Below are 18,770 nucleotides of genomic sequence, written 5' to 3' on the forward strand. Positions count from 1 at the left end.
GCGTTTTACCCGGTGTCGCTCCCAGGGAGGAGTATGACCGAGGCGACGGGTATCGTCGGGGAGTTTCTCGCCCTCAAGGAGGAGACGGAGGCGGATCTGCTGGCGATGCAGTGCGGTGACTTCTACGAGTTCTTCGACGAGGACGCCGAGACGGTCGCCGACGAACTCGATCTGAAGGTGTCCCAGAAGTCCTCGCACGGCTCGTCCTATCCGATGGCGGGCGTGCCGGTCGACGATCTCACACCCTATCTGACGGCGCTGGTCGAGCGGGGCTATCGGGTGGCCGTCGCCGACCAGCACGAGACCGACGACGGCCACGAACGGGAGATCGCCCGGATCGTGACACCGGGGACGCTGATCGAGACGCCCGACGACGACGCCCAGTATCTCGCGGCCGTCGTCCGAGAGGGCGAGGGCTACGGCGTCGCCGCCGCGGACGTGACGACCGGCCAGTTCTTCGTGACCAGCGTCGACGGCGACGACCGCGAGGGGGCCCTGTCGACCGAGTTGTACAAGTTCGACCCCGCGGAGGTGTTGCCCGGCCCCGACGTGCGGGCCGACGAGGCGCTGCTGGATCGGATCCGCGAGCGGACGACGGCAACGCTGACGTTGCACGCCGCCGACGCGTTCGCACCGGGGCGGGCCCGCCACACCGTCCGCGAGCAGTTCGGGGAGGATACACTGGCGAGCGTCGGCATCGCCGACGACGAGGGGGCGATCCGGGCGGCCGGTGCGGTACTGGCCTACGTCGAGGAGACCGGGCAGGGCGCGCTGGCCTCGATGACGCGCCTGCAGACCTACAGCGGGAGCGACCACGTCGAACTGGACGCGACCACCCAGCGCAACCTCGAACTCACCGAGACGATGCAGGGCGACCGGTCGGGGTCGCTCTTTGCGACCATCGACCACACCGTCACCAGCGCGGGCGGGCGACTCCTCCAGCAGTGGCTCGTCCGGCCGCGGCAGTCCCGCCGGGAGTTAGAGCGCCGGCAGTCGGCGGTCGCCGCACTCGCCGAGGCCGCGATGGCTCGCGAGGAACTCCGGGAAGTGCTAGACGGCGCGTACGACCTCGAACGGCTCGCGAGTCGAGCAGCTTCGGGCAGCGCCGACGCGACCGACCTCCTGCGAGTGGCCGAGACGCTCGCCCTCCTGCCCCGGGCGGCCGACGTGATCGACGAAACGAGTCGGCTGGCAGACTCGCCGCTACAGAGAATCGTCACCGACGCCGACCGCGAGGCCGCCGCCGACCTCGCCGCCGAACTGGACGCGGCACTGGCCGAGGAGCCGCCCGGAACAGTCACACAGGGCGGGCTGTTCCAGCGGGGCTACGACGACGAACTGGACGAGATCATCGAGCGCCACGAGTCAGCCAAAGAGTGGATCGAGACCCTGGACGAGCGGGAGAAGGGGCGGCATGGAATCACCCACCTGCAGGTCGACCGGAACAAGACCGACGGCTACTACATCCAGGTCGGCAAGAGCGAGGCCGACGACGTGCCCGAGGCCTACGAGAACATCAAGACGCTCAAAAACTCAGAGCGGTTCACCATCCCCGAACTGGAGGAGAAAGAACGCGAGATCCTCCGACTGGAAGAACAACGCGGAGACCTCGAGTACGAACTGTTTCGGGTCCTCCGGGAGCGGGTGGCCGACCGCGCCGAACTCCTGCAGGACGTGGGGCGGGCGCTCGCGGAACTCGACGCCCTCGGGAGTCTGGCGACCCACGCCGTCCGCAACGACTGGACCCGGCCGGAACTGGTCGAGGGCCGAGAGCTAGAGATCCGGCAGGGCCGCCACCCAGTCGTCGAGCAGACCACCTCGTTCGTCCCCAACGACCTCGCGATGGACGACGACCGGCGCTTCCTGATCGTCACGGGCCCCAACATGAGCGGGAAGTCCACCTACATGCGACAGGCGGCACTGATCACGCTGCTGGCGCAGGTCGGGAGTTTCGTCCCCGCGGAATCGGCCCGGGTGGGCCTCGTCGACGGGATATTCACACGCGTGGGCGCGCTCGACGAGCTGGCGCAGGGCCGGTCGACGTTCATGGTCGAGATGCAGGAACTCTCGAACATCCTGCACTCGGCGACCGACGAGTCGCTCGTAATTCTGGACGAGGTCGGTCGCGGGACGGCTACCTACGACGGCATCTCCATCGCGTGGGCCGCGACCGAGTACATCCACAATCAGGTCCGGGCGAAGACCCTCTTTGCCACGCACTACCACGAACTGACCGGGCTGGCGGATCACCTGGAGCGTGTCGAGAACGTCCACGTCGCCGCCGACGAGAGCGACGGCGACGTGACCTTCCTTCGCACTGTTCGGGACGGGCCGACGGATCGCTCCTACGGGATCCACGTCGCGGATCTGGCGGGCGTCCCGGATCCAGTGGTCGACCGCTCGCGGGACGTGCTCGAGCGACTCCGCGAGGAGGAGGCCATCGAGGCGAAAGGCGGCGGGAGCGGCGAACCGGTCCAGACCGTCTTCGACCTCTCCTCGGGGAGTTTCGAGCGCGCGTCGGGGGCCGACGAGCGGGCGACGGCCGACGGCGGTGCGGCGGCCACCGAGGGGAGCGACGCGGCGCTCGACCCGGAGGCAGAGACCATCCTCGACGAACTGGCCGACCTCGACGTGAACGAGACGCCGCCGGTCGAGTTGATGGCGAAAGTTCAGGAGTGGCAGGCGGAACTCGACGGCGACGACGGCTGAGATCGAGTCCCGGGCCGATCGCGGGGTCCGCCAGCACTCATATACGGCCGATGTTCTGGTGGAGTGCCTTTAATTGCGGTCGACCGTAGTGTTCGGCCAGTGAGACACAGTGTCTGACGCGGCCGCGGACACGAACGGGGATGGGGACGTCGACGTCGACGCCGTCGTGATCGGCGCGGGATTCTCGGGGCTGTACATGCTCCACAAACTGCGCGAGCAGGGCCTCGACGTACGCGTCTACGAGAAAGGCGACGAGGTCGGAGGGACCTGGTACTGGAACACGTATCCGGGAGCCCGCTGTGACAGCGAGAGCCACATCTACTGTTTCTCCTTCGACGAGGACCTGCACCGGGAGTGGACCTGGAGCGAGCGCTACCCCGAACAGCCCGAGATTCTGGAGTATCTCCAGTGGGTGGCCGACCGGCTGGACCTGCACCGAAACATCGAATTCGAGCGGGAGGTCACGTCGGCGACCTACGACGACGAGTCGGCAACGTGGACCGTCGAGATGGCCGACGGCGAGCGGGTCACGACGCGGTACTTCGTCACGGCGGTCGGCTGCCTCTCCAAACCCTACCGACCCGATTTCGACGGGCTGGAGGAGTTCGAGGGCGAGTGGTACCACACGGCCCGCTGGCCCGAGGACGGCGTCGACCTCGAAGACGAGCACGTCGGCGTGATCGGCACCGGCTCGACGGGCATCCAGTTCATCTCCGAGGTCGGCGGCCGGGCAGATCATCTGACGGTGTTCCAGCGGACGCCCAACTACGCGGTGCCGGCCCAGAACCGCCCGCTATCGGAGGAGGAGTACGCGGAGATCCGCGAGAACTACGACGACATCTGGGAGCGGGCCAGAGACTCCCGGCTCGGGATGCCGTTCGACCACGAACACGAGACCGACTACGGCCTCTCCGACGAGGATATCGAAGACGTTCTCGAAGAGCGCTGGCAGCAGGGCGGCTTTCGCTTCCTCCACACCTTCGAGCCCGGAGCGATCCTGTCGGATCCAGAGCTCAACGAGAAGGTCTCGGCGTTCATCCGCGAGAAGATCCGCGAGCGAGTCGACGACCCCGAGACGGCCGAGACACTCGTCCCGACCGACCATCCCTACGGCGCGAAGCGACCGCCGATGGACTACGACGACTACTACGGCACCTACAACCGCGACGACGTATCGCTGGTCGACGTGGACGAGAATCCCATCGATCGGGTCACGACCGACGGGATCCGGACCACGGACGACCACTACGAGCTGGACGTGCTCGTCTTCGCGACGGGATTCGACGCGATGACGGGCGCGCTCCTCGCGATCGACATCGAGGGGCGAAATCAGCGCCTCGAAGAGAAGTGGGAAGCCGGCCCCCGGACCTACCTCGGCCTGATGACCCACGGGTTCCCGAACCTGTTCACCATCACCGGCCCGCAGAGTCCTTCCGTGCTCACGAACATGCCACTCTCCATCGAACAGCACGTCGAGTGGATCGCCGACTGCATCGCGTACGTGGACGACGAGGGTTACGACCGGATCGAGGCCAGTGAGGACTCGGAGGAGCAGTGGGTCCAGAACACCAACATGCTGGCCGAGAACATGCTGTTCTCCGAGGCCAAATCCTGGTACCGCGGTGCGAACGTCCCCGGGAAGACGCAGGTGTTCACGCCCTTCCCCGGCGGCCTCGACAACTACCGGGAGATCTGTGCCCGGATCGCCCGCGACGATTACGACGGGTTCGAGTTGGGGCGGGTAGCAGCCCAGGCAGAGTGAGGACGCGCCGTCAGTCCGGGGGATTTGACGAAACACCGGTCGCGAAGTGAGCGGGGCCAGTCACTGCACGTACGAGATCAGTTGGTCGACGGCCCGGTCGACGAGGTCCGAGGGCAGTCGGCCCTGGTGGAACTCGATCCACTCGGTCTTGATCGAGTTCACCGACCACGGCATGATCGAACTGGATTCGGGTGCGCCACCGGCGATCCAGTCGGCGTCGTCGATCGGGATTCGCTCGTCGTGCCACGTCCGTGTCGTCAGCGAGAGCGCGACGTATTGTTCGCCGTGAAACGGTGTGTCAGCGTGATCGACGAGGAGAAACGGGCGACCCGCTGCGTCGTCGTCCTTGAACGGGTCGCCGGCCACGACCACGTCGCCGCGCTCGTAGCTCATTCCGGATCGGCGGCGTACTCACGCCACTCCTCGATGTCTTCCGCGCCGAAGCGGTCGTCCAGATCGTCGAGTGTACGGTGAAAGTCGAACGCCTCGCGGACCCGAGATTCGTCACCAATCGCCCAGTAGTCACCCTTGTGCTGGAGGAGATCGCGATCTTCGAGGCGGCGCAACACGGTTCCCATCGAGGACCGCTTGACACCGGTCCCGTCCGCGATCTCCGAGGGAGTGAACGCCTTGTCGTCGTTCCGAAGGAGGAACCGAATCACTCGCTCGGCGTTCGTGGGTTCGTCGAGGTCCGCCTCGCTGGCCTCGTCGAACCGCTCGATGTCGATTGGCATAGTCGTCAATACTGTATCGGCTGTCATAAGCGTTTGTCCGTCATCACGTCAGGAGTGTCATCGATTCGGACCCTCGATTCTTTCGGCCTCCCGTCCGGATGGTCGGTATGGCCTATATCTACAGGCGGAACAGGCTGAGTGCCTCGGGGCTTGACCCCGAGGGTGAAGGCGGTAAGCCCCGTTAAACGTGTTCCGTACGCTCAATATACTGCTCAATCGTGTCGGTCGAAACATCGCCTGCGGTCCCAACGTAGTACGATTCCTCCCAAAATCCGCCACCCCACAGATACTCCTCCAAGAACGGTTCGTGCTATTCCCACATCTCCCGCGCCGTGATGCTCTTGACTGTTCGCACAATCTTGCCCGGGGCGTGCTTCGGGTGGGCGGAAAGGAACAGGTGTACGTGGTCAGGAGAGATGTGGAGTCGTTCGAAAGACTCCGTCTCTCGTGATCCCGAAAATCGAGATTTTCGGACGACGACAGTATCTCGTAGCCGTACTCCTCACACACGTCGCGGAAACTCACTTCCAGTGATTCCTCGATTGGTTCGAGAATCGGGTGGCGGTACTTCGGACACCACACCGAGTAGTAGTTGACGTTGTACACCGTATGGTTCGACCGCTTCTCGATCATACAGAATCCACACCAACAACACAATTAAGTATATCCGAAGGATATACGCAGGTATGGCGGACAGTTTCGAAATAGAAGGCGAGGAAGTTCTCGACGGCGAGGTCAAACCGTTCGGGAATAGTGCCCACGTCACCGTCCCCAAACGCTGGCGTGGGGCCGACGTGAAGGTCGTCCGAACCTCAGAACCCGCCCAACAAGACGAAGAATGACCGACGCACAGGCTCTCGTTAAGACGCTGGACTTCCAACTCGACATCCAGAGTGACAACGAGAGTCTGCTATACGACGCCACACTCGAAGCACGCTCGGTGTACAACGAAACCATCCGACTCGCCAAGCAAGGCTTGGACTGGGACGCAATCCCCGACCGCGTGGCCGACGACACCGACCTCGTGAAAAACACGACTCAGCGTGTCGTCGCCAAAGCACTCGGCACGATGGAGAACTACTACGAGTACGACGACTTCGGCCAGCCCAGTCACACAAAGGACGGCGCGTACCCGCTCCGAGCAAACTACGAGGAAGGGTACAACCTGTCGCTCACCGACGACGGTGACGTGGCGTTCCGAATCAGCGCGAAGCCGTACAAGCACGTCAAGGGCGTTCTCGACGGCGACGACACCCACCTCGACGTTCTCAAAACCGCACTCGAAAGCGACGAGTGGAAGATTGGGACGGCGGAAGCCCTGTTCCACAACGACAACCCCGAGTTGCACGTCAACGTTACCAACACCGAGCAGACCGTTCGAGACAAGCAGGACTCACGAACGGTCGTCGGCGTGGACGTGAACGAGGACAACGTGGCTCTCACCGCGCTCTCCGAGACTGGCGTCGAAGACACGTTGGTCATCGACTTCCCCGAAATCAAGTTCGAGCGTCATCGCTACTTCACGATGCGGAAGCGCGTGCAGAACGCGGGGAAGCAGAGTATGCACGACACGTTGGAAGGACGTGAGGAACGGTTCGTCCGTGACCGACTCCACAAGGTGAGTCGTCACATCGTGGAGTGGAGCCGTCAGTTCGAGAAACCGTGTATCGTCTTTGAAGACCTCAAAGAGATGCGCGACAGTATCGACTACGGCACGCGGATGAACCGACGCTTGCACCACCTCCCGTTCCGCGCCCTTCAGTTCTATACGTCGTACAAGACGTCGTTCGAGGGGATTCCGACTGGCTGGATTGACCCGTACAAGACGAGTCAACGGTGTCCGCTGTGCGGGCACGCCGAGCGAGCGAACCGCAACAAGAAGCGGTTCAAGTGTCGGTCGTGCGGGCATCAAGACCACAGCGACCGTGGTGCAAGCGTCAATATCGCCGTGAAAGGCATCGAGAAGCATCAGGACTGGAATGTGCCTGCTCTCAACAGCCTTCCCGTTGTTCGGAAGGTGCGACGGCAGGCATCGGGGGCCGTGGACGCCCCGACCGTGACCCACGACGCCGTTCGAGGTTATCAGACCGATGGTATCGTGGGGGTGTCCGATTAAACCACGAGAAGCCTCGGGGCTTGACCCCGAGGCGGTTCACGCGAAACACGAGATCGAGGACTACGACACCTGGGAGCGCCACCACGAGGACAACGCCGATCGGCGGGCAGCCCACGGTTCGCTCGGGTCGCAGGCCTTTCGCCCCGCCGACGGCGAGGACACGGTGATCGTTCTGCAGGAGGTCGCCGACGACCGATTGGACGAGGCGCTGGCCTACTACGACAGCGACGAGTTCGCCGAGACACTCGAAGAAGCCGGCGTGGTCTCGCTCGCCGAGTCGGCGGTGCTGGAGAAGGTCCACGAGGGGGACGCTTGAGCCGCGGCCGTCGGGACTACCGACCTCACTCTGACGAGGCGGGCATCCGGACCGTCAGCACCGGGACCGGAGCGGTCCGGACGGTCTTTTCGGCGACGCTGCCCAGCAGGTACCGGTCCAGCCCGCTCCGGCCGTGGGTCCCCATCACGATCAGATCGATATCGGCCTCGTCGACGTAGGTCCGGATCGCGTCGAACGGTCGCCCCTCCAGCACGTCGGTCTCCGTCTCGGCGACGCCGGCGTCGCGTGCGGCGTCGGCGACGGACTCGACCGCATCGGTGGCGTGTTCCCGGAGCTGGTCGATTATGACGCCGATCTGTACGTCGCCGGCCATCGCACCCGTATCGACGACCGACACCGCGTGCAACGCCGCGTCGTACGTCGTCGCGATGTCGGTCGCGCAGTCGACGGCCGGATCGGCCCCGGGGCTGCCGTCGGTCGGTACCAGAATCCGCTCGTAGGGGATACTCCCCACGTCGACCTCGGCGGGGTGGACGCTGAGGACGGGGATATCCGACAGGCGAACGACTTTCTCGGTGACACTGCCGAGCAGATACCGGCGCACGCCGGTTCGACCGTGGGTCCCCATTACGATCAGGTCGATCCCGACCTCGTCGGCGTAGTCGAGGATCGTCTCGCTCGGGATACCTGCTCGGACGGCCGCTTCGGGCGTCGGGTCGATATCGAGGTCGTCGAGAGCCGCCACCAGTTCCGTGCGGGCCGTCTCCGTGTGTTCGTCGACCTCGTCGTCGCTGTCGAGTTCCCGCGTGTCGACGACGTGGAGGACGGTGACGGTCGCGTCGTACCGGTCCGCGAGGTCGGCGGCCTGTGCGAGCGCCCGTCGCGCCGGGTCGCTGCGGTCGGTCGGCACCAGAATCCGATCGAACATCGTCCCGATCTTTGAGCCGGGAGCCCTATAGGTGTGCCCCGGATCGAAGGGCGGCCCGTCCCCGGGTGACGGCTCGGGGCTTTAGGTGCGTCCGGGCCACAGGTCGGGTATGGTCGCCGTTCGCAGACTCGTCATCGACGTGTTGAAACCGCACGAACCGCCGCTGCTCGAGTTTACCGAGGAGATCGCCGCCGTCGACGGCGTCGAGGGCGCAACGGGCTCGCTGCTCGAACTCGATCGGGAGGTCCAGAACGTCAAACTCAGCCTCGAGGGAGCGGATCTTGACTACGACACCGTCGAGTCGACCGTCGAGGACCTCGGCGGGACCGTCCACTCCGTCGACGAGGTGGCCTGCGGCGACGTAGTCGTCGAGGAGCGGCCGACCCAGCAGGACGGGTGATCGCAGTGGGACTCGGCCAGCGCGTGCGTCGCCTGCTCGGGAAGGAGGAGGTGCTGTCGATCTCGCGACGCTACTTCGTCTCCAACGGGTTCGACGGTACCCTGACCTGCATCGGCGTCGTCGTCGGCGCGGTCCTCTCGGGGGTCACGGAGGGACTGACGGTCGTCAAGATCGGGCTGGGCGCTGCGGTCGGCCTCGGCACCTCCGCGGTCTGGAGCGTCTGGGAGATCGAACGCGCCGAGACCCGCGCCGAGATCCTCCGGATGGAACGGGCGATGCTCACCGATCTCGACGACACGCGGATCGAGAGCCAGCAGCGAGGCGTGCGCCTGCTCCACGCCACCGCGAGCGGCCTCGGTCCCCTGATCGGTGTCCTCGTCCCCCTCTCGCCGTTCGTCGTCGCGGGAACGGAGAATCTCCTGACGATGGTCGAGGCGGCCGCCGTTGCCGTGGTCCTCGGCATCGGTGTGTTGAGCGTCTTCGGCGCGTACATGGGTTCGATCTCGGGCCAGCGGTGGTACGTCTCCGCGGCCCGGATGGGACTGGCCGGACTGGTCGTGGCGCTGTTGAACCTCGTCTTGCCGGGCTAACCGTCCTGCCCACTCCGTGGTGACGTCTCCGACTCCTCGTCTCCGCCGTCGGTCACGGGCAGTCGATCGATTTTCGTTCCGAGCCAGTCGAATTCGCGGGTGAACAGACCGTCCTGTCGGAGATTCCACGGATCGTCGTCACGGATCTTCGGCCCTTCGAGCCACGACTGGACGACGTTCCAGACGAAGATCAACTGGCCGATCAAGAGCAGGAACGCACCGAGCGTGGCCACCTGGTGGAGCGTCGTGATACTGGAAAGCGGCGCGATAGCCGAATCCAGCTCGTAGGTGGCGTACCGGCGAGGCATGCCGAGATAACCCAGTGCCAGCATGGCGAAGAACGTGACGTTGGTGCCGATCATCGACAGCCAGAAGTGCCACTTCGCCAGCGTGCGCTGGTACATCCGGCCCGTGTAGATCGGGAACCAGTAGTAGATGCCGGCGAAGGCACCGAAGGCGATGGCACCCATGACGATGTAGTGGAAGTGCCCCACGATGTAGTAGGTATCGTGGAGGATCATGTCGACGGGGATCGACGCGAGGAACACGCCGGTGACGCCGCCCAGGATGAAGTTCGAGACGAACCCGATGCAGAACAGCATCGGAGCCGTCAGCCGAAGCTTCCCGTTCCACATCGTCGTGATCCAGTTGAACACCTTCACGGCGCTCGGTATCGCGATGGCGAGTGAGACGGCCATGAACGAGGCCCGGAGCCGCGGGTCCATCCCGGTCGTGAACATGTGGTGAGCCCACACGCCGAAGGAGAGGACGCCGATGGCCAGCGTGGAGTAGACGACGAACTTGAACCCGAACAGCTTCCGGCCCGCGAAGCGAGGCAGGATGAAACTGACCAGTCCCATCGGCGGGAGTACGAGGATGTACACTTCGGGGTGGCCGAAGAACCAGAACAGGTGTTGCCACAGCATCGTCCCACCGCCATCGACGGCGAAGAAGGTCGTGGCGAAGTTCCGGTCCAGAAGCAGCATGATGAGGGCACTGCCCAGCAGCGGGAAGGCAAAGAGAATCAGCGCCGACTGGGTGAGCATCGTCCAGGAGAAGATGTCGAGGTTCGCCCAGTTGACGTCCTCACTGCGCTCGGTGAAGATGGTCGCGATGAAGTTGATCGCGCCGATGGTCCCGGAAACCCCGACGAGGTGCAGGCCGAGCATCATCAGGTCGGCACCCGCCTGTGGCTGCTCGGCCGACAGCGGTGGGTACATCACCCAGGAGGTCTGGGCGGGGCCGATCGAGGGAATGAGAAAGCCGCCCCAGACCAGCAGTGCGCCGGGCGGGAGCAGCCAGAACGCGATGGCGTTGATCCGCGGGAACGCCATATCGTCGGCCCCGATCAGGAGTGGGATGAAGTAGTTGCCGAAGGCGGCGAGCATGGGCGTCCCGAACAGCAGCAACATCGAGATCCCGTGACTGGTCAGGAAGGCGTTGTAGAGAGTCGCGTCGAGCAACGCGCCCGCAGGCAGGAAAAGCTGAGCGCGCATCACGACGGCCATGAGACCACCGACGGCGAAGACGGCGACGGCGTAGACGCCGTACAGTATGCCGATATCCTTGTGATCGACCGTGGTGAGCCACCGAACGATCCCACCGGGCTTTTCCTCGTGGGCCTGGTCGGCTTCGCCGTACCCGTCGCCGTCAGCCCCCATCGGTGACGGCGTGTAGGAACGCCAGTCCACGACGCGTGCGAGGGCGAACGTCACCACGAGCAGGAATACGATCGTGATCCCGGTCAGTATCAGCCCTCTGGTTGCCATGCGTGTCGGTACCACAGAGACGGTAATCAAAGACCGGATCTGCTAGCTCGTCGACGGGTGCGAACGCAGACAGAGCGACTCGACGGGTACTGCCGACAGGGGGCAGACCCGAGGCGTCAATTCCCGGTGGCGAGAAGACGACCGACCCCGAGCGCCAGACAGAGGGTAAGTGCGGTGCCCAGTAGCGCCCCGGCGAGCGTGCCGGCGTGCTGGCCCAGTCCCGGAAGCGCGTAGCCCGTCTGGGCCGCCGCCCAGCCGAAGACCGGCGCGAGCGCGACGAGTGCGAGGAGGCCGGCGAGTACGACAGCCGGTCCGAGGCGACCAGAGACGCGCTCCGGGCGTTCGTGACCGAGTTCAACCGACAGACGGACCTCGGGGGACGCTGAGTGGGACGGTCGTCGTCCTCTACGATCCCACGAATCCGGGACCGCCGACGATACGACTGCGCTCCAGCACGAGTTCGGCGAGACCATCGTCGCGGTCCAGCACGTCCACCTGAGCGACCACCTCTGTCTCGAATCGGTCGCGGTCGACGGGGACGGCGACGAGATCGAACGACTGGTGCGACGCCTGCGGCCGCTCGAAGGCGTCCACCAGGTGAACCTCACCGTCGTGGAGGGGTAGTCAGCGGGACGTGGGATCCGTCTCGGTCGCCGCCGCGCCGACCATCCGTTTCGACAGCCAGCCGACGGCGAGCAGGATCGGCGTGCCGACGGCGACGACGCCGGCGAGCAGGCCCCAGTCCGCGAGCGAGAGCGGGACCGTCCCGAAGTACTGTGAGAGGGGCGAGTACAGCACCGCCAGATGGAGCGCGAGCGAGGCCCCGACCGCCAGTGCCAGCCACCCGTTCGAGAGCAGGGGCGTGTCCCGCGTCCACCGCACCACGTACAGTTTGGCGAACTCGAAGACGACGAATCCGGTGAAGACCATCGTCATGGCGTAGGGCGTCCGACTCGGCTCCCCGCCCAGCGTGTAGAACATCAGCCCGAGCATCAGCGCCGTCATGGTCAACCCGGCACCGCCGACGAAGGTGAGCATCGAGCGGTCGACGATGCCGGCGTCTTTGTCCCGCGGGTCACGGGCCATCACGTCCCCGCCCGGATCGGTGCCCAGCGCCAGCGCCGGCAGGCCGTCGGTCAGCAGGTTGATCCAGAGCAACTGGACCGGCGGGAGGATGAGATAACCAAAGAGCGAGGCCAGCAATACAATCGCCACCTCGGCGGCGTTGGCGCTCAGGAGGTAGGCGACGAACTTCCAGACGTTGTCGAAGATCACCCGCCCGCGCCGGATGGCCGAGCGGATCGTCGCGTAGTTGTCGTCCAGCAAGATTACGTCGCTGGCCTGCTTGGCAACGTCGGTCCCCCGGATCCCCATCGCGATGCCGATGTCGGCGTGTTTCAGCGCGGGCGCGTCGTTGACGCCGTCGCCGGTCATCGCGACCGTGTGCCCGGCCGCCTGCAGGGCGTTCAGGATCCGCACCTTGTGGGACGGTTCGGCGCGGGCGAAGACGCTGACCTCCTCGACGCGCTCCCGGAGCGTGGCGTCGTCCATCGCCTCGACCTCGCTCCCGGTCAGGACCGGGGAGTCGATGCCGATGCGCTCGGCGATAGCTCCCGCGGTGAGGGCGTTGTCGCCGGTGATCATCGTCACGTCGATGCCGGCCCGGTGGGTGTCGGCGATGGCCTCGGCGACCTCCTCGCGGGCGGGGTCGATCATCCCCACCAGACCGACGAAGGTCAGGTCGTCCTCGAGGTCGCCCTCGGTCTCGTCCTTGCGGGCGAAGGCCAGCACCCGGAGCGCGTCGCCGGCGAACGACTCGATGCGCTCCCGGATCCGCTCGCGACCGGCCTCGTCCAGCGGTTCTGGGCCGTCTGCGGTCTGGATACGCTCGGCCCGCTCCAGGATGACCTCCGGTGCGCCCTTGACGTACACCACGTCGTCGTGGACGGTCGCCATCCGCTTGCGTTCCGCCGAGAACGGGCGTTCGTCGGTCCGCGGTCTGCTCTCGCGCAGTTCGTCCACGTCGAGTCCGGCGTCCTCGGCGGCCCTGACCAGCGCCACCTCAGTGGGGTCGCCGTCCTCTGGCGTCGCGTCGTTACAGAGCGCGCCGATTTCGAGGAGGTCGGCGACGCGCTCGTCCACTGCATCGTCGTCCAGGTCGACGGTCTCGTCGTGGATCCAGGCCCGGCGGGCGTGCATCTCGCCCTCGGTGAGCGTCCCGGTCTTGTCGGTACAGACCACGTCGACCGAGCCGAGCCCCTCGACGGCTGGCAGTGTTCTGACGAGTGCGTTCTCGTCGGCCATCCGGCGGACGCCCAGCGCCAGCGTGAGCGTGACGACCGCGGGCAGCCCCTCCGGGACCGCCGCGACCGCCAGTGAAATGGCGGTCAGCGCGGCCTGGATCGGTTCGGTCCCACCGACGAGCAGGAGGCCGACGACGAGCACCGACAGCACGGCGACGCCCGCGCCGAGTTTCCGGCCCAGCGAGTCCAGGTCCCGCTGGAGCGGCGTCCCCTCGTCCTTGGCCGCCAAGAGCGAGGTGGCGATCTCGCCCATCGCCGTCTCCATGCCGGTCTCGACGACGACCGCGACACCCCGACCGCGAGTGACGTTCGTCCCCTTGTAGACCATACTGGTCCGTTCGGCCATGGGTGTCCCGGCCTCGACGGGGTCAGGGTCTTTCGCCACGGGGACGCTCTCCCCGGTCAGGGCCGCCTCGTCGACCTCCAGCGAGTCGGTATCGAGGAGGCGACAGTCCGCGGGCACCACGTCGCCCTGGGAGAAGACCACCACGTCGCCGGGCACCAGCGTCGTCGCGTCGACGGTTCCCTCGGTGCCGTCCCGGCGGACGGTCACCTCGGGCGCAGCCAGTTCCGAAAGCGCCGCGAGGCTCTGCTCGGCGCGGTACTCCTGGACGAAACCGAAGATCCCGTTTGCCAGCAGGATGACGGCGATCAACACCGCGTCGACGACGTGGCCGACGGCCAGCGAGAGGATCACCGCACCGATCAGCACCCAGATGAGCGCGCTCGAAAACTGCGCGAGGAAGATCCACAGCGGGCTCCGGCGCTGTTCGGCGGCGAGTTCGTTGCGCCCCTCGCGGTCGAGGCGGTCGGCGGCCTCGGCCTCGGAGAGCCCCTCCGGCGTCGTGTCCAGTCGCTCGGTAACGTCGTCGCTCGGTTCGGTGTACCAGTCCATCGATTGTCCCTGTCGATCCGCGAGACGGCGGGCGGAGCCGACGGTTTGCTACTCGGGGCAGACTTGATCGGCATTGAACATAATAGTGCGCCCTGAGGCAGGCGTCGGCCGCGAGCGTCTATTGCAGGCCCAGATCGTGTTGCATCGAGTTGCCGGGGCGAGGGACGCCCTTGACTGTGACCGTCTCGCCAGTCATGAACGCGGCGGCCGGCGAGACCAGGAACTGCACCACGTCGGCGATGTCCTCGCCGTGGCCGATGCGGCGGTCGACCTGCTCCCGGGGCGGCATGTCCTCGCTGTCGATTCCGAGGGTTTCGGCGACCCCCGGCGTCTGGATCAGGCCGGGCGCGACGCAGTTGACGCGGATGCCGTCGTCGGCCCACTCGGTCGCGACGGTCTCGGTTAGCTGGATGATCCCCGCCTTCGCCGTCGCGTAGTGGCTCTCGTTGGGCGCGGGGTGCTGGCCGTTGACGCTCGCCATGTTGACGATCTTGCCGCCGCCCTCTTCCCGCATGACCTCGCCGGCGACCTGCATCCCGTGGACGGTACCCATCACGTTCAGATCGAGGATGGAGTCGAAGCCGTTGGGCGAGATGTCCTCGAAGGGGGCGACGAACTCGCCGCCGGCGTTGTTGACCACGATGTCGAGGCCGCCGAACTCCTCGACCACCTCGTCGACGAACGCCTCGACCTGCTCGCGCTCGCGGACGTTACACTCCACCGCGAGGGCCTCGCCGTCGGCGTCGCTCTCGTTGATCGCCTCGGCGACGGGGCCGACCCGGTCCATCTCCCGCGAACAGATGCCTACGTCGGCACCGCCCGCCGCGAGCGTCTCCGCGATCGATCGGCCGATTCCCTGACTCGCACCGGTGACGATGGCCGTCTCGCCGGCCACGCCGAAGTCTGCTTCGTGCATCGGCGGATGGGCGAGCGCGAGCGAAAAGACGCTTCCGGTGGGTTCCGCGGTGCGAACCGCTCGAAGGAATTCGGGTCGAGTCGCAACGGCACCCACCGCCCGGAACCACGTCACTGGTTCTCGTGACGGCCACAAGAGATATTCGCGCTATCGGTAAGTAACGGGTATGCGAACGAAAGCACTCACAGCGCTGGCGCTCGCCGGCATGCTCGTGCTGGCGGGCTGTTCCGGCGGCATCGGCAACGGGACACCGTCTGCCACGGACGGCGAACCGAACACCGCGGACGGGACGCCGACCGCGAGCGGGACGAGTAGTGTCGTGATCACGCAAGCAGTACAGAGCGGCGTGAACTTCTACGTCAGCGACGAGGAGAACGCGATCGGTGACTTCGAGCACCTGAACGTCACCATCTCGGAGATCGGCTTCCAGCAGGCCGAAGGCGGGTGGTCCGAACACACCGTCGACGACAGAACGGTGGACCTGACGCAGCTGCAGGGCGCGAACGCGACGCGGTTGACCACGGTCCAGCCCCCCAACGGCACGTACACCAAGGTGTTCGCGCACGTCAGTGACGTGAACGCGACGCTGACCAGCGGGGAACAGGTCCGTGTGAAACTGCCCAGCGAGAAGCTGCAGTTGAACTCCGAGTTCACCGTCGGCGCGAACACCTCGACGGACTTCGTGTTCGACATCGCGGTTCACAAGGCCGGCAAGAGCGGGAAGTACATCCTCCGACCGGTCGTCAGCCAGTCCGGCACGGACGTGCCCATCGAGTCCGTCGACGAGGAACTGGAAGTCGAACTCGAAGACGACGACGATGTCACCCGCGGCGGGAACGCGACCCTCGCCGTGACGCGTGACGACGACCCCGTCGCCAACGCCACGGTCGAAATCGACGGCGAGCAGGTCGGCACCACCGACGCTGACGGCCGCGTCACCGTCGACATCCCCGATGAGCAGAAGTTCAAGCTCGTGGTGAAAGCCGGCGACGACGTGGCCGATCTCCGCGTGACCTTCGAGCAGGAGGGCGACGAGAGCGAAGTCGAAGCCGAGGAGGGTGCGGACGAACGAGAAGACGAGGACGAGTCAGAGCGTGACGACGAACGGGAAGACGACGAGAACGAGACGGACGCGGACGACGACGAGCGCGAGGTGAACGAGACGGAATCCGACGACGATGACGAGGTCGACGACGGAGACGAGTCGGTCCTGAACGCGACGTTCGAGGGAGAGGTCACGCCGGGTGAGAACGCGACGATCTCGGTGACGGCCAACGGGTCGGCCGTCGCGAACGCCACGGTGACGGTCGACGACGAACGGATCGGCACCACCGACGCGGACGGACGGTTCACTGTGGCCGTACCGGCCGACGCCGAGGAGTTCGAGGTCGAGATCGCAGCAGGTGAGCGCGAAGCGGAACTCGAAGCCGAATTCTAGGCGCAGGAGAAGCCGCCGTCGATCACCAGCGCCTGCCCGGTGATCCAGTCGGCTTCGTCCGACGCGAGAAACAGCATCGCGTTGGCGACGTCTTCCGGTTCACCCAGTCGCTTCAGCGGGTAGTGACGCGACATCTCCTCTTTCCGGGCTTCCCACTCCTCGTCGGTCTGGCCCTTCCGGGGCATCGGCGTGTCGGTCACGCCGGGACAGACCGCGTTGACCCGGACGCCGGCGGGGCCGACCTCCGCGGCGATGGCCCGCGTGAAGTTCACGACCGCGCCCTTCGACAGCGAGTAGCCCGTCAACTGGGGCGCGCCGATGACCCCCGCCAGCGAGGCCGTGTTGACGATGGCTCCCGAGCCCTGTTCCCTGAAGTGGGGGAGGACGGCCTGACAGCCGTTCCAGACGCCCTTGACGTTCACGTCGAGGACGCGGTCGCGTTCGTCGTCGTCGATGTCCTCGAAGTCCATCCGGTCGTGGGAGACGCCCGCGTTGTTCAGGAGAATGTCGAGGCCGAACTCCTCGGCGGCTGCGTCGACGGCCGCCCGGAAGGCGTCGCCGTCCCGCACGTCGAGTTCGTGTGTCGCGACCTCGCCGCCCAGGTCCTCGACGCGCTCGGCGGTCTCGTCGAGGCCCTCGGTGTCTACGTCCGCGGCGACGATGGTCGCGCCCTCTTTCGCGAATCGGTCCGCGGCGGCCCGACCGAGACCGGAGCCTGCACCAGTGACGAACGCCGTCTTGCCTTCGAGTCGCATACCCCTGCCTGTCGCGGATGGGACTTAAGCGGCGGGGGCAGGTCGGAGAACGAACCAGCCGAAAATCCCAGCCCCCTTCCCGCACCGTGAATTTGCTATTTTGCGCCTTGGGTAGTATTATTGCGTTAAAGATCGAAGCACAGGTATGAGCGATACGTGGGTCGAAAACACGTCGGCGTTCGACAGGGTGAAAAGCGTCGCCCTGACGCTCTCCGAGCCACGGACGGCGGGCTGGATCGCGTCGGAGGCACAGGTCTCGGAGAACACAGCCCGAAGCCACCTCACGCGACTGGCCGACCTCGGCGTCCTCACGACGACGACCACGGAGCAAGGTACGGGATACGCACCGGATCCCATCTACACCCGATCGCAGGACATCCGCGAACTCGTCGACGGGAGAAGCGAGAAGGAACTCGCCGCGACGGCGGCCGACGTACAGGAGGAGTTACAGGAGTACAGAGAGACCTACGACTCCGATTCGCCCGAGGCGCTCCGAGTGTCCGTAGCCGACGCCGATTGCTCGCCCGACGCGGCGCGTGAGCGACTCGAAGCCGCGTCCGACTGGGAGTACGCCCGCTATCGGCTCTCGCTTCTCCGGGACGCCCTGGATCACTACGACACGTACACCACACCCCGTTCGGCGTCGGCATGACGCCCGGCGAGCCGTCGGGTTCCGGTGCCGAGCGACATCGAATTCTCCGACAACTCCGACGCCAACTCGAACAGCACCCGGCAGTCGACCACGCACGGGGACAGCCCGAAGGAGCCTACGCCGAGGTCACGACTCGTCTCGATCCCGATCACTTCGGTCGCACCGCGGATTCGGCGACGCTTCGGCTCGTCTGGCATCCGAACCCGGACGTGCCCGACGATGACCGGCGTCCGGACCCCACCGATCCGTCCGTCGCCGGCCCGCGCACGACTTTCGACGCCATGTTCAAGATCCACTACAGCGAAGACGGCGGCTACGACTGCGGGTTCCACAACGAACCGAGCTCGCACGTCGACGGGTGGTTTCACTTTCAGGAGCGGGCGGATTCGGACGCCGAGTACGACTACGAACCGGCGACCATCGACGCCGGATCGCCGACGGCCGCGCTGTGGGAACTGCTCGACCTGTTGGCGGACCGACTCCGAAGCGGCGAATAGGACGGCCTTTTGTCCCGCCGGCCCGAGCA

17 protein-coding genes and 2 pseudogenes are annotated in these 18,770 nt (G+C 65.9%); 11 read left to right on the forward strand and 8 right to left on the reverse strand.

Going from position 1 to position 18,770, the window contains the following annotated elements:
- Window positions 1-33: 33 nt before the first annotated feature.
- Both mutS and BV210_RS06090 read left to right on the forward strand, forming a co-directional pair.
- Window positions 34-2,709 carry a DNA mismatch repair protein MutS gene (gene mutS / locus BV210_RS06085; protein WP_077205774.1) on the forward strand — a complete coding sequence of 892 codons (2,676 nt, stop codon included), beginning with the start codon at window positions 34-36 and terminating at the stop codon, window positions 2,707-2,709.
- A gap of 109 nt (window positions 2,710-2,818) precedes the next feature.
- Window positions 2,819-4,471, forward strand: a complete 1,653-nt coding sequence (locus BV210_RS06090; RefSeq protein WP_077205775.1) for an NAD(P)/FAD-dependent oxidoreductase — start codon at window positions 2,819-2,821, stop codon at window positions 4,469-4,471.
- Window positions 4,472-4,531: 60 nt separating this feature from the next.
- Here the strand turns inward: BV210_RS06090 and BV210_RS06095 are convergent, their stop codons facing one another.
- From BV210_RS06095 to tnpA, 3 genes and pseudogenes are all read right to left on the reverse strand, one after another.
- Window positions 4,532-4,864 (reverse strand): growth inhibitor, encoded by a 333-nt coding sequence (locus BV210_RS06095; RefSeq protein WP_077205776.1) that lies wholly within the window; start codon window positions 4,862-4,864, stop codon window positions 4,532-4,534.
- A complete protein-coding gene (locus tag BV210_RS06100; RefSeq protein WP_077205777.1) occupies window positions 4,861-5,205 on the reverse strand; it encodes a helix-turn-helix domain-containing protein in 345 nt (114 codons plus the stop codon). The genes BV210_RS06095 and BV210_RS06100 overlap by 4 nt, the downstream gene beginning before the upstream one ends.
- Before the next feature lie 181 nt (window positions 5,206-5,386).
- Window positions 5,387-5,838 (reverse strand): annotated as a pseudogene (gene tnpA / locus BV210_RS06105) (IS200/IS605 family transposase).
- A gap of 53 nt (window positions 5,839-5,891) precedes the next feature.
- On the opposite strand from tnpA, the gene BV210_RS06110 reads away from it, so the two are divergent.
- The 3 genes from BV210_RS06110 to BV210_RS06120 are packed head-to-tail and all read left to right on the forward strand — an operon-like array spanning window position 5,892 to window position 7,637.
- Window positions 5,892-6,047, forward strand: coding sequence for a DUF2080 family transposase-associated protein (locus BV210_RS06110; protein ID WP_077205778.1), 156 nt, complete (start codon window positions 5,892-5,894; stop codon window positions 6,045-6,047).
- Window positions 6,044-7,321 (forward strand): RNA-guided endonuclease TnpB family protein, encoded by a 1,278-nt coding sequence (locus BV210_RS06115; protein ID WP_077205779.1) that lies wholly within the window; start codon window positions 6,044-6,046, stop codon window positions 7,319-7,321. Before BV210_RS06110 ends, BV210_RS06115 begins: the two co-directional genes overlap by 4 nt.
- Complete coding sequence (locus BV210_RS06120; protein WP_077205780.1) at window positions 7,296-7,637, forward strand: hypothetical protein; 342 nt, start codon at window positions 7,296-7,298, stop codon at window positions 7,635-7,637. The genes BV210_RS06115 and BV210_RS06120 overlap by 26 nt, the downstream gene beginning before the upstream one ends.
- Window positions 7,638-7,662: 25 nt before the next feature.
- Here BV210_RS06120 and BV210_RS06125 read toward each other — a convergent pair whose 3' ends face one another.
- Complete coding sequence (locus BV210_RS06125; RefSeq protein WP_077205781.1) at window positions 7,663-8,526, reverse strand: universal stress protein; 864 nt, start codon at window positions 8,524-8,526, stop codon at window positions 7,663-7,665.
- A gap of 109 nt (window positions 8,527-8,635) precedes the next feature.
- Here BV210_RS06125 and BV210_RS06130 point away from each other — a divergent pair, with 109 nt between their 5' ends.
- Entirely contained in the window at window positions 8,636-8,926 is a 291-nt protein-coding gene (locus BV210_RS06130; protein ID WP_077205782.1) for a DUF211 domain-containing protein, read from the forward strand.
- 5 nt (window positions 8,927-8,931) lie between these two features.
- Window positions 8,932-9,516, forward strand: coding sequence for a VIT1/CCC1 transporter family protein (locus tag BV210_RS06135; protein WP_077207991.1), 585 nt, complete (start codon window positions 8,932-8,934; stop codon window positions 9,514-9,516).
- On the opposite strand, the gene BV210_RS06140 is transcribed toward BV210_RS06135, so the two are convergent.
- Window positions 9,513-11,285 (reverse strand): cbb3-type cytochrome c oxidase subunit I, encoded by a 1,773-nt coding sequence (locus BV210_RS06140; RefSeq protein WP_077205783.1) that lies wholly within the window; start codon window positions 11,283-11,285, stop codon window positions 9,513-9,515. The genes BV210_RS06135 and BV210_RS06140 overlap by 4 nt on opposite strands.
- A gap of 239 nt (window positions 11,286-11,524) precedes the next feature.
- Between BV210_RS06140 and BV210_RS20870 the strand changes: the two are divergent.
- Window positions 11,525-11,909 (forward strand): annotated as a pseudogene (locus BV210_RS20870) (CopG family ribbon-helix-helix protein).
- Here BV210_RS20870 and BV210_RS06155 read toward each other — a convergent pair.
- Together BV210_RS06155 and BV210_RS06160 are read right to left on the reverse strand one after the other, a co-directional pair.
- Window positions 11,910-14,483, reverse strand: a complete 2,574-nt coding sequence (locus tag BV210_RS06155) for a cation-translocating P-type ATPase (RefSeq protein ID WP_077205784.1) — start codon at window positions 14,481-14,483, stop codon at window positions 11,910-11,912.
- 118 nt (window positions 14,484-14,601) lie between these two features.
- On the reverse strand, window positions 14,602-15,399 hold the full coding sequence (locus BV210_RS06160; protein ID WP_077205785.1) for an SDR family NAD(P)-dependent oxidoreductase: 798 nt from the start codon (window positions 15,397-15,399) through the stop codon (window positions 14,602-14,604).
- Between the two features lie 166 nt (window positions 15,400-15,565).
- Here BV210_RS06160 and BV210_RS06165 point away from each other — a divergent pair, with 166 nt between their 5' ends.
- Window positions 15,566-16,837 carry a DUF4382 domain-containing protein gene (locus tag BV210_RS06165; protein WP_077205786.1) on the forward strand — a complete coding sequence of 424 codons (1,272 nt, stop codon included), beginning with the start codon at window positions 15,566-15,568 and terminating at the stop codon, window positions 16,835-16,837.
- Here BV210_RS06165 and BV210_RS06170 read toward each other — a convergent pair.
- Window positions 16,834-17,592 (reverse strand): SDR family NAD(P)-dependent oxidoreductase, encoded by a 759-nt coding sequence (locus tag BV210_RS06170; protein ID WP_077205787.1) that lies wholly within the window; start codon window positions 17,590-17,592, stop codon window positions 16,834-16,836. The genes BV210_RS06165 and BV210_RS06170 overlap by 4 nt on opposite strands.
- A gap of 145 nt (window positions 17,593-17,737) precedes the next feature.
- Here BV210_RS06170 and BV210_RS06175 point away from each other — a divergent pair, with 145 nt between their 5' ends.
- Together BV210_RS06175 and BV210_RS06180 are read left to right on the forward strand one after the other, a co-directional pair.
- Window positions 17,738-18,244 (forward strand): transcriptional regulator, encoded by a 507-nt coding sequence (locus BV210_RS06175; RefSeq protein WP_077205788.1) that lies wholly within the window; start codon window positions 17,738-17,740, stop codon window positions 18,242-18,244.
- Window positions 18,241-18,741 (forward strand): hypothetical protein, encoded by a 501-nt coding sequence (locus BV210_RS06180; RefSeq protein ID WP_077205789.1) that lies wholly within the window; start codon window positions 18,241-18,243, stop codon window positions 18,739-18,741. Before BV210_RS06175 ends, BV210_RS06180 begins: the two co-directional genes overlap by 4 nt.
- Window positions 18,742-18,770: the final 29 nt, after the last annotated feature.

The organism is Halorientalis sp. IM1011 (genome assembly GCF_001989615.1).
Taxonomy (GTDB): domain Archaea; phylum Halobacteriota; class Halobacteria; order Halobacteriales; family Haloarculaceae; genus Halorientalis.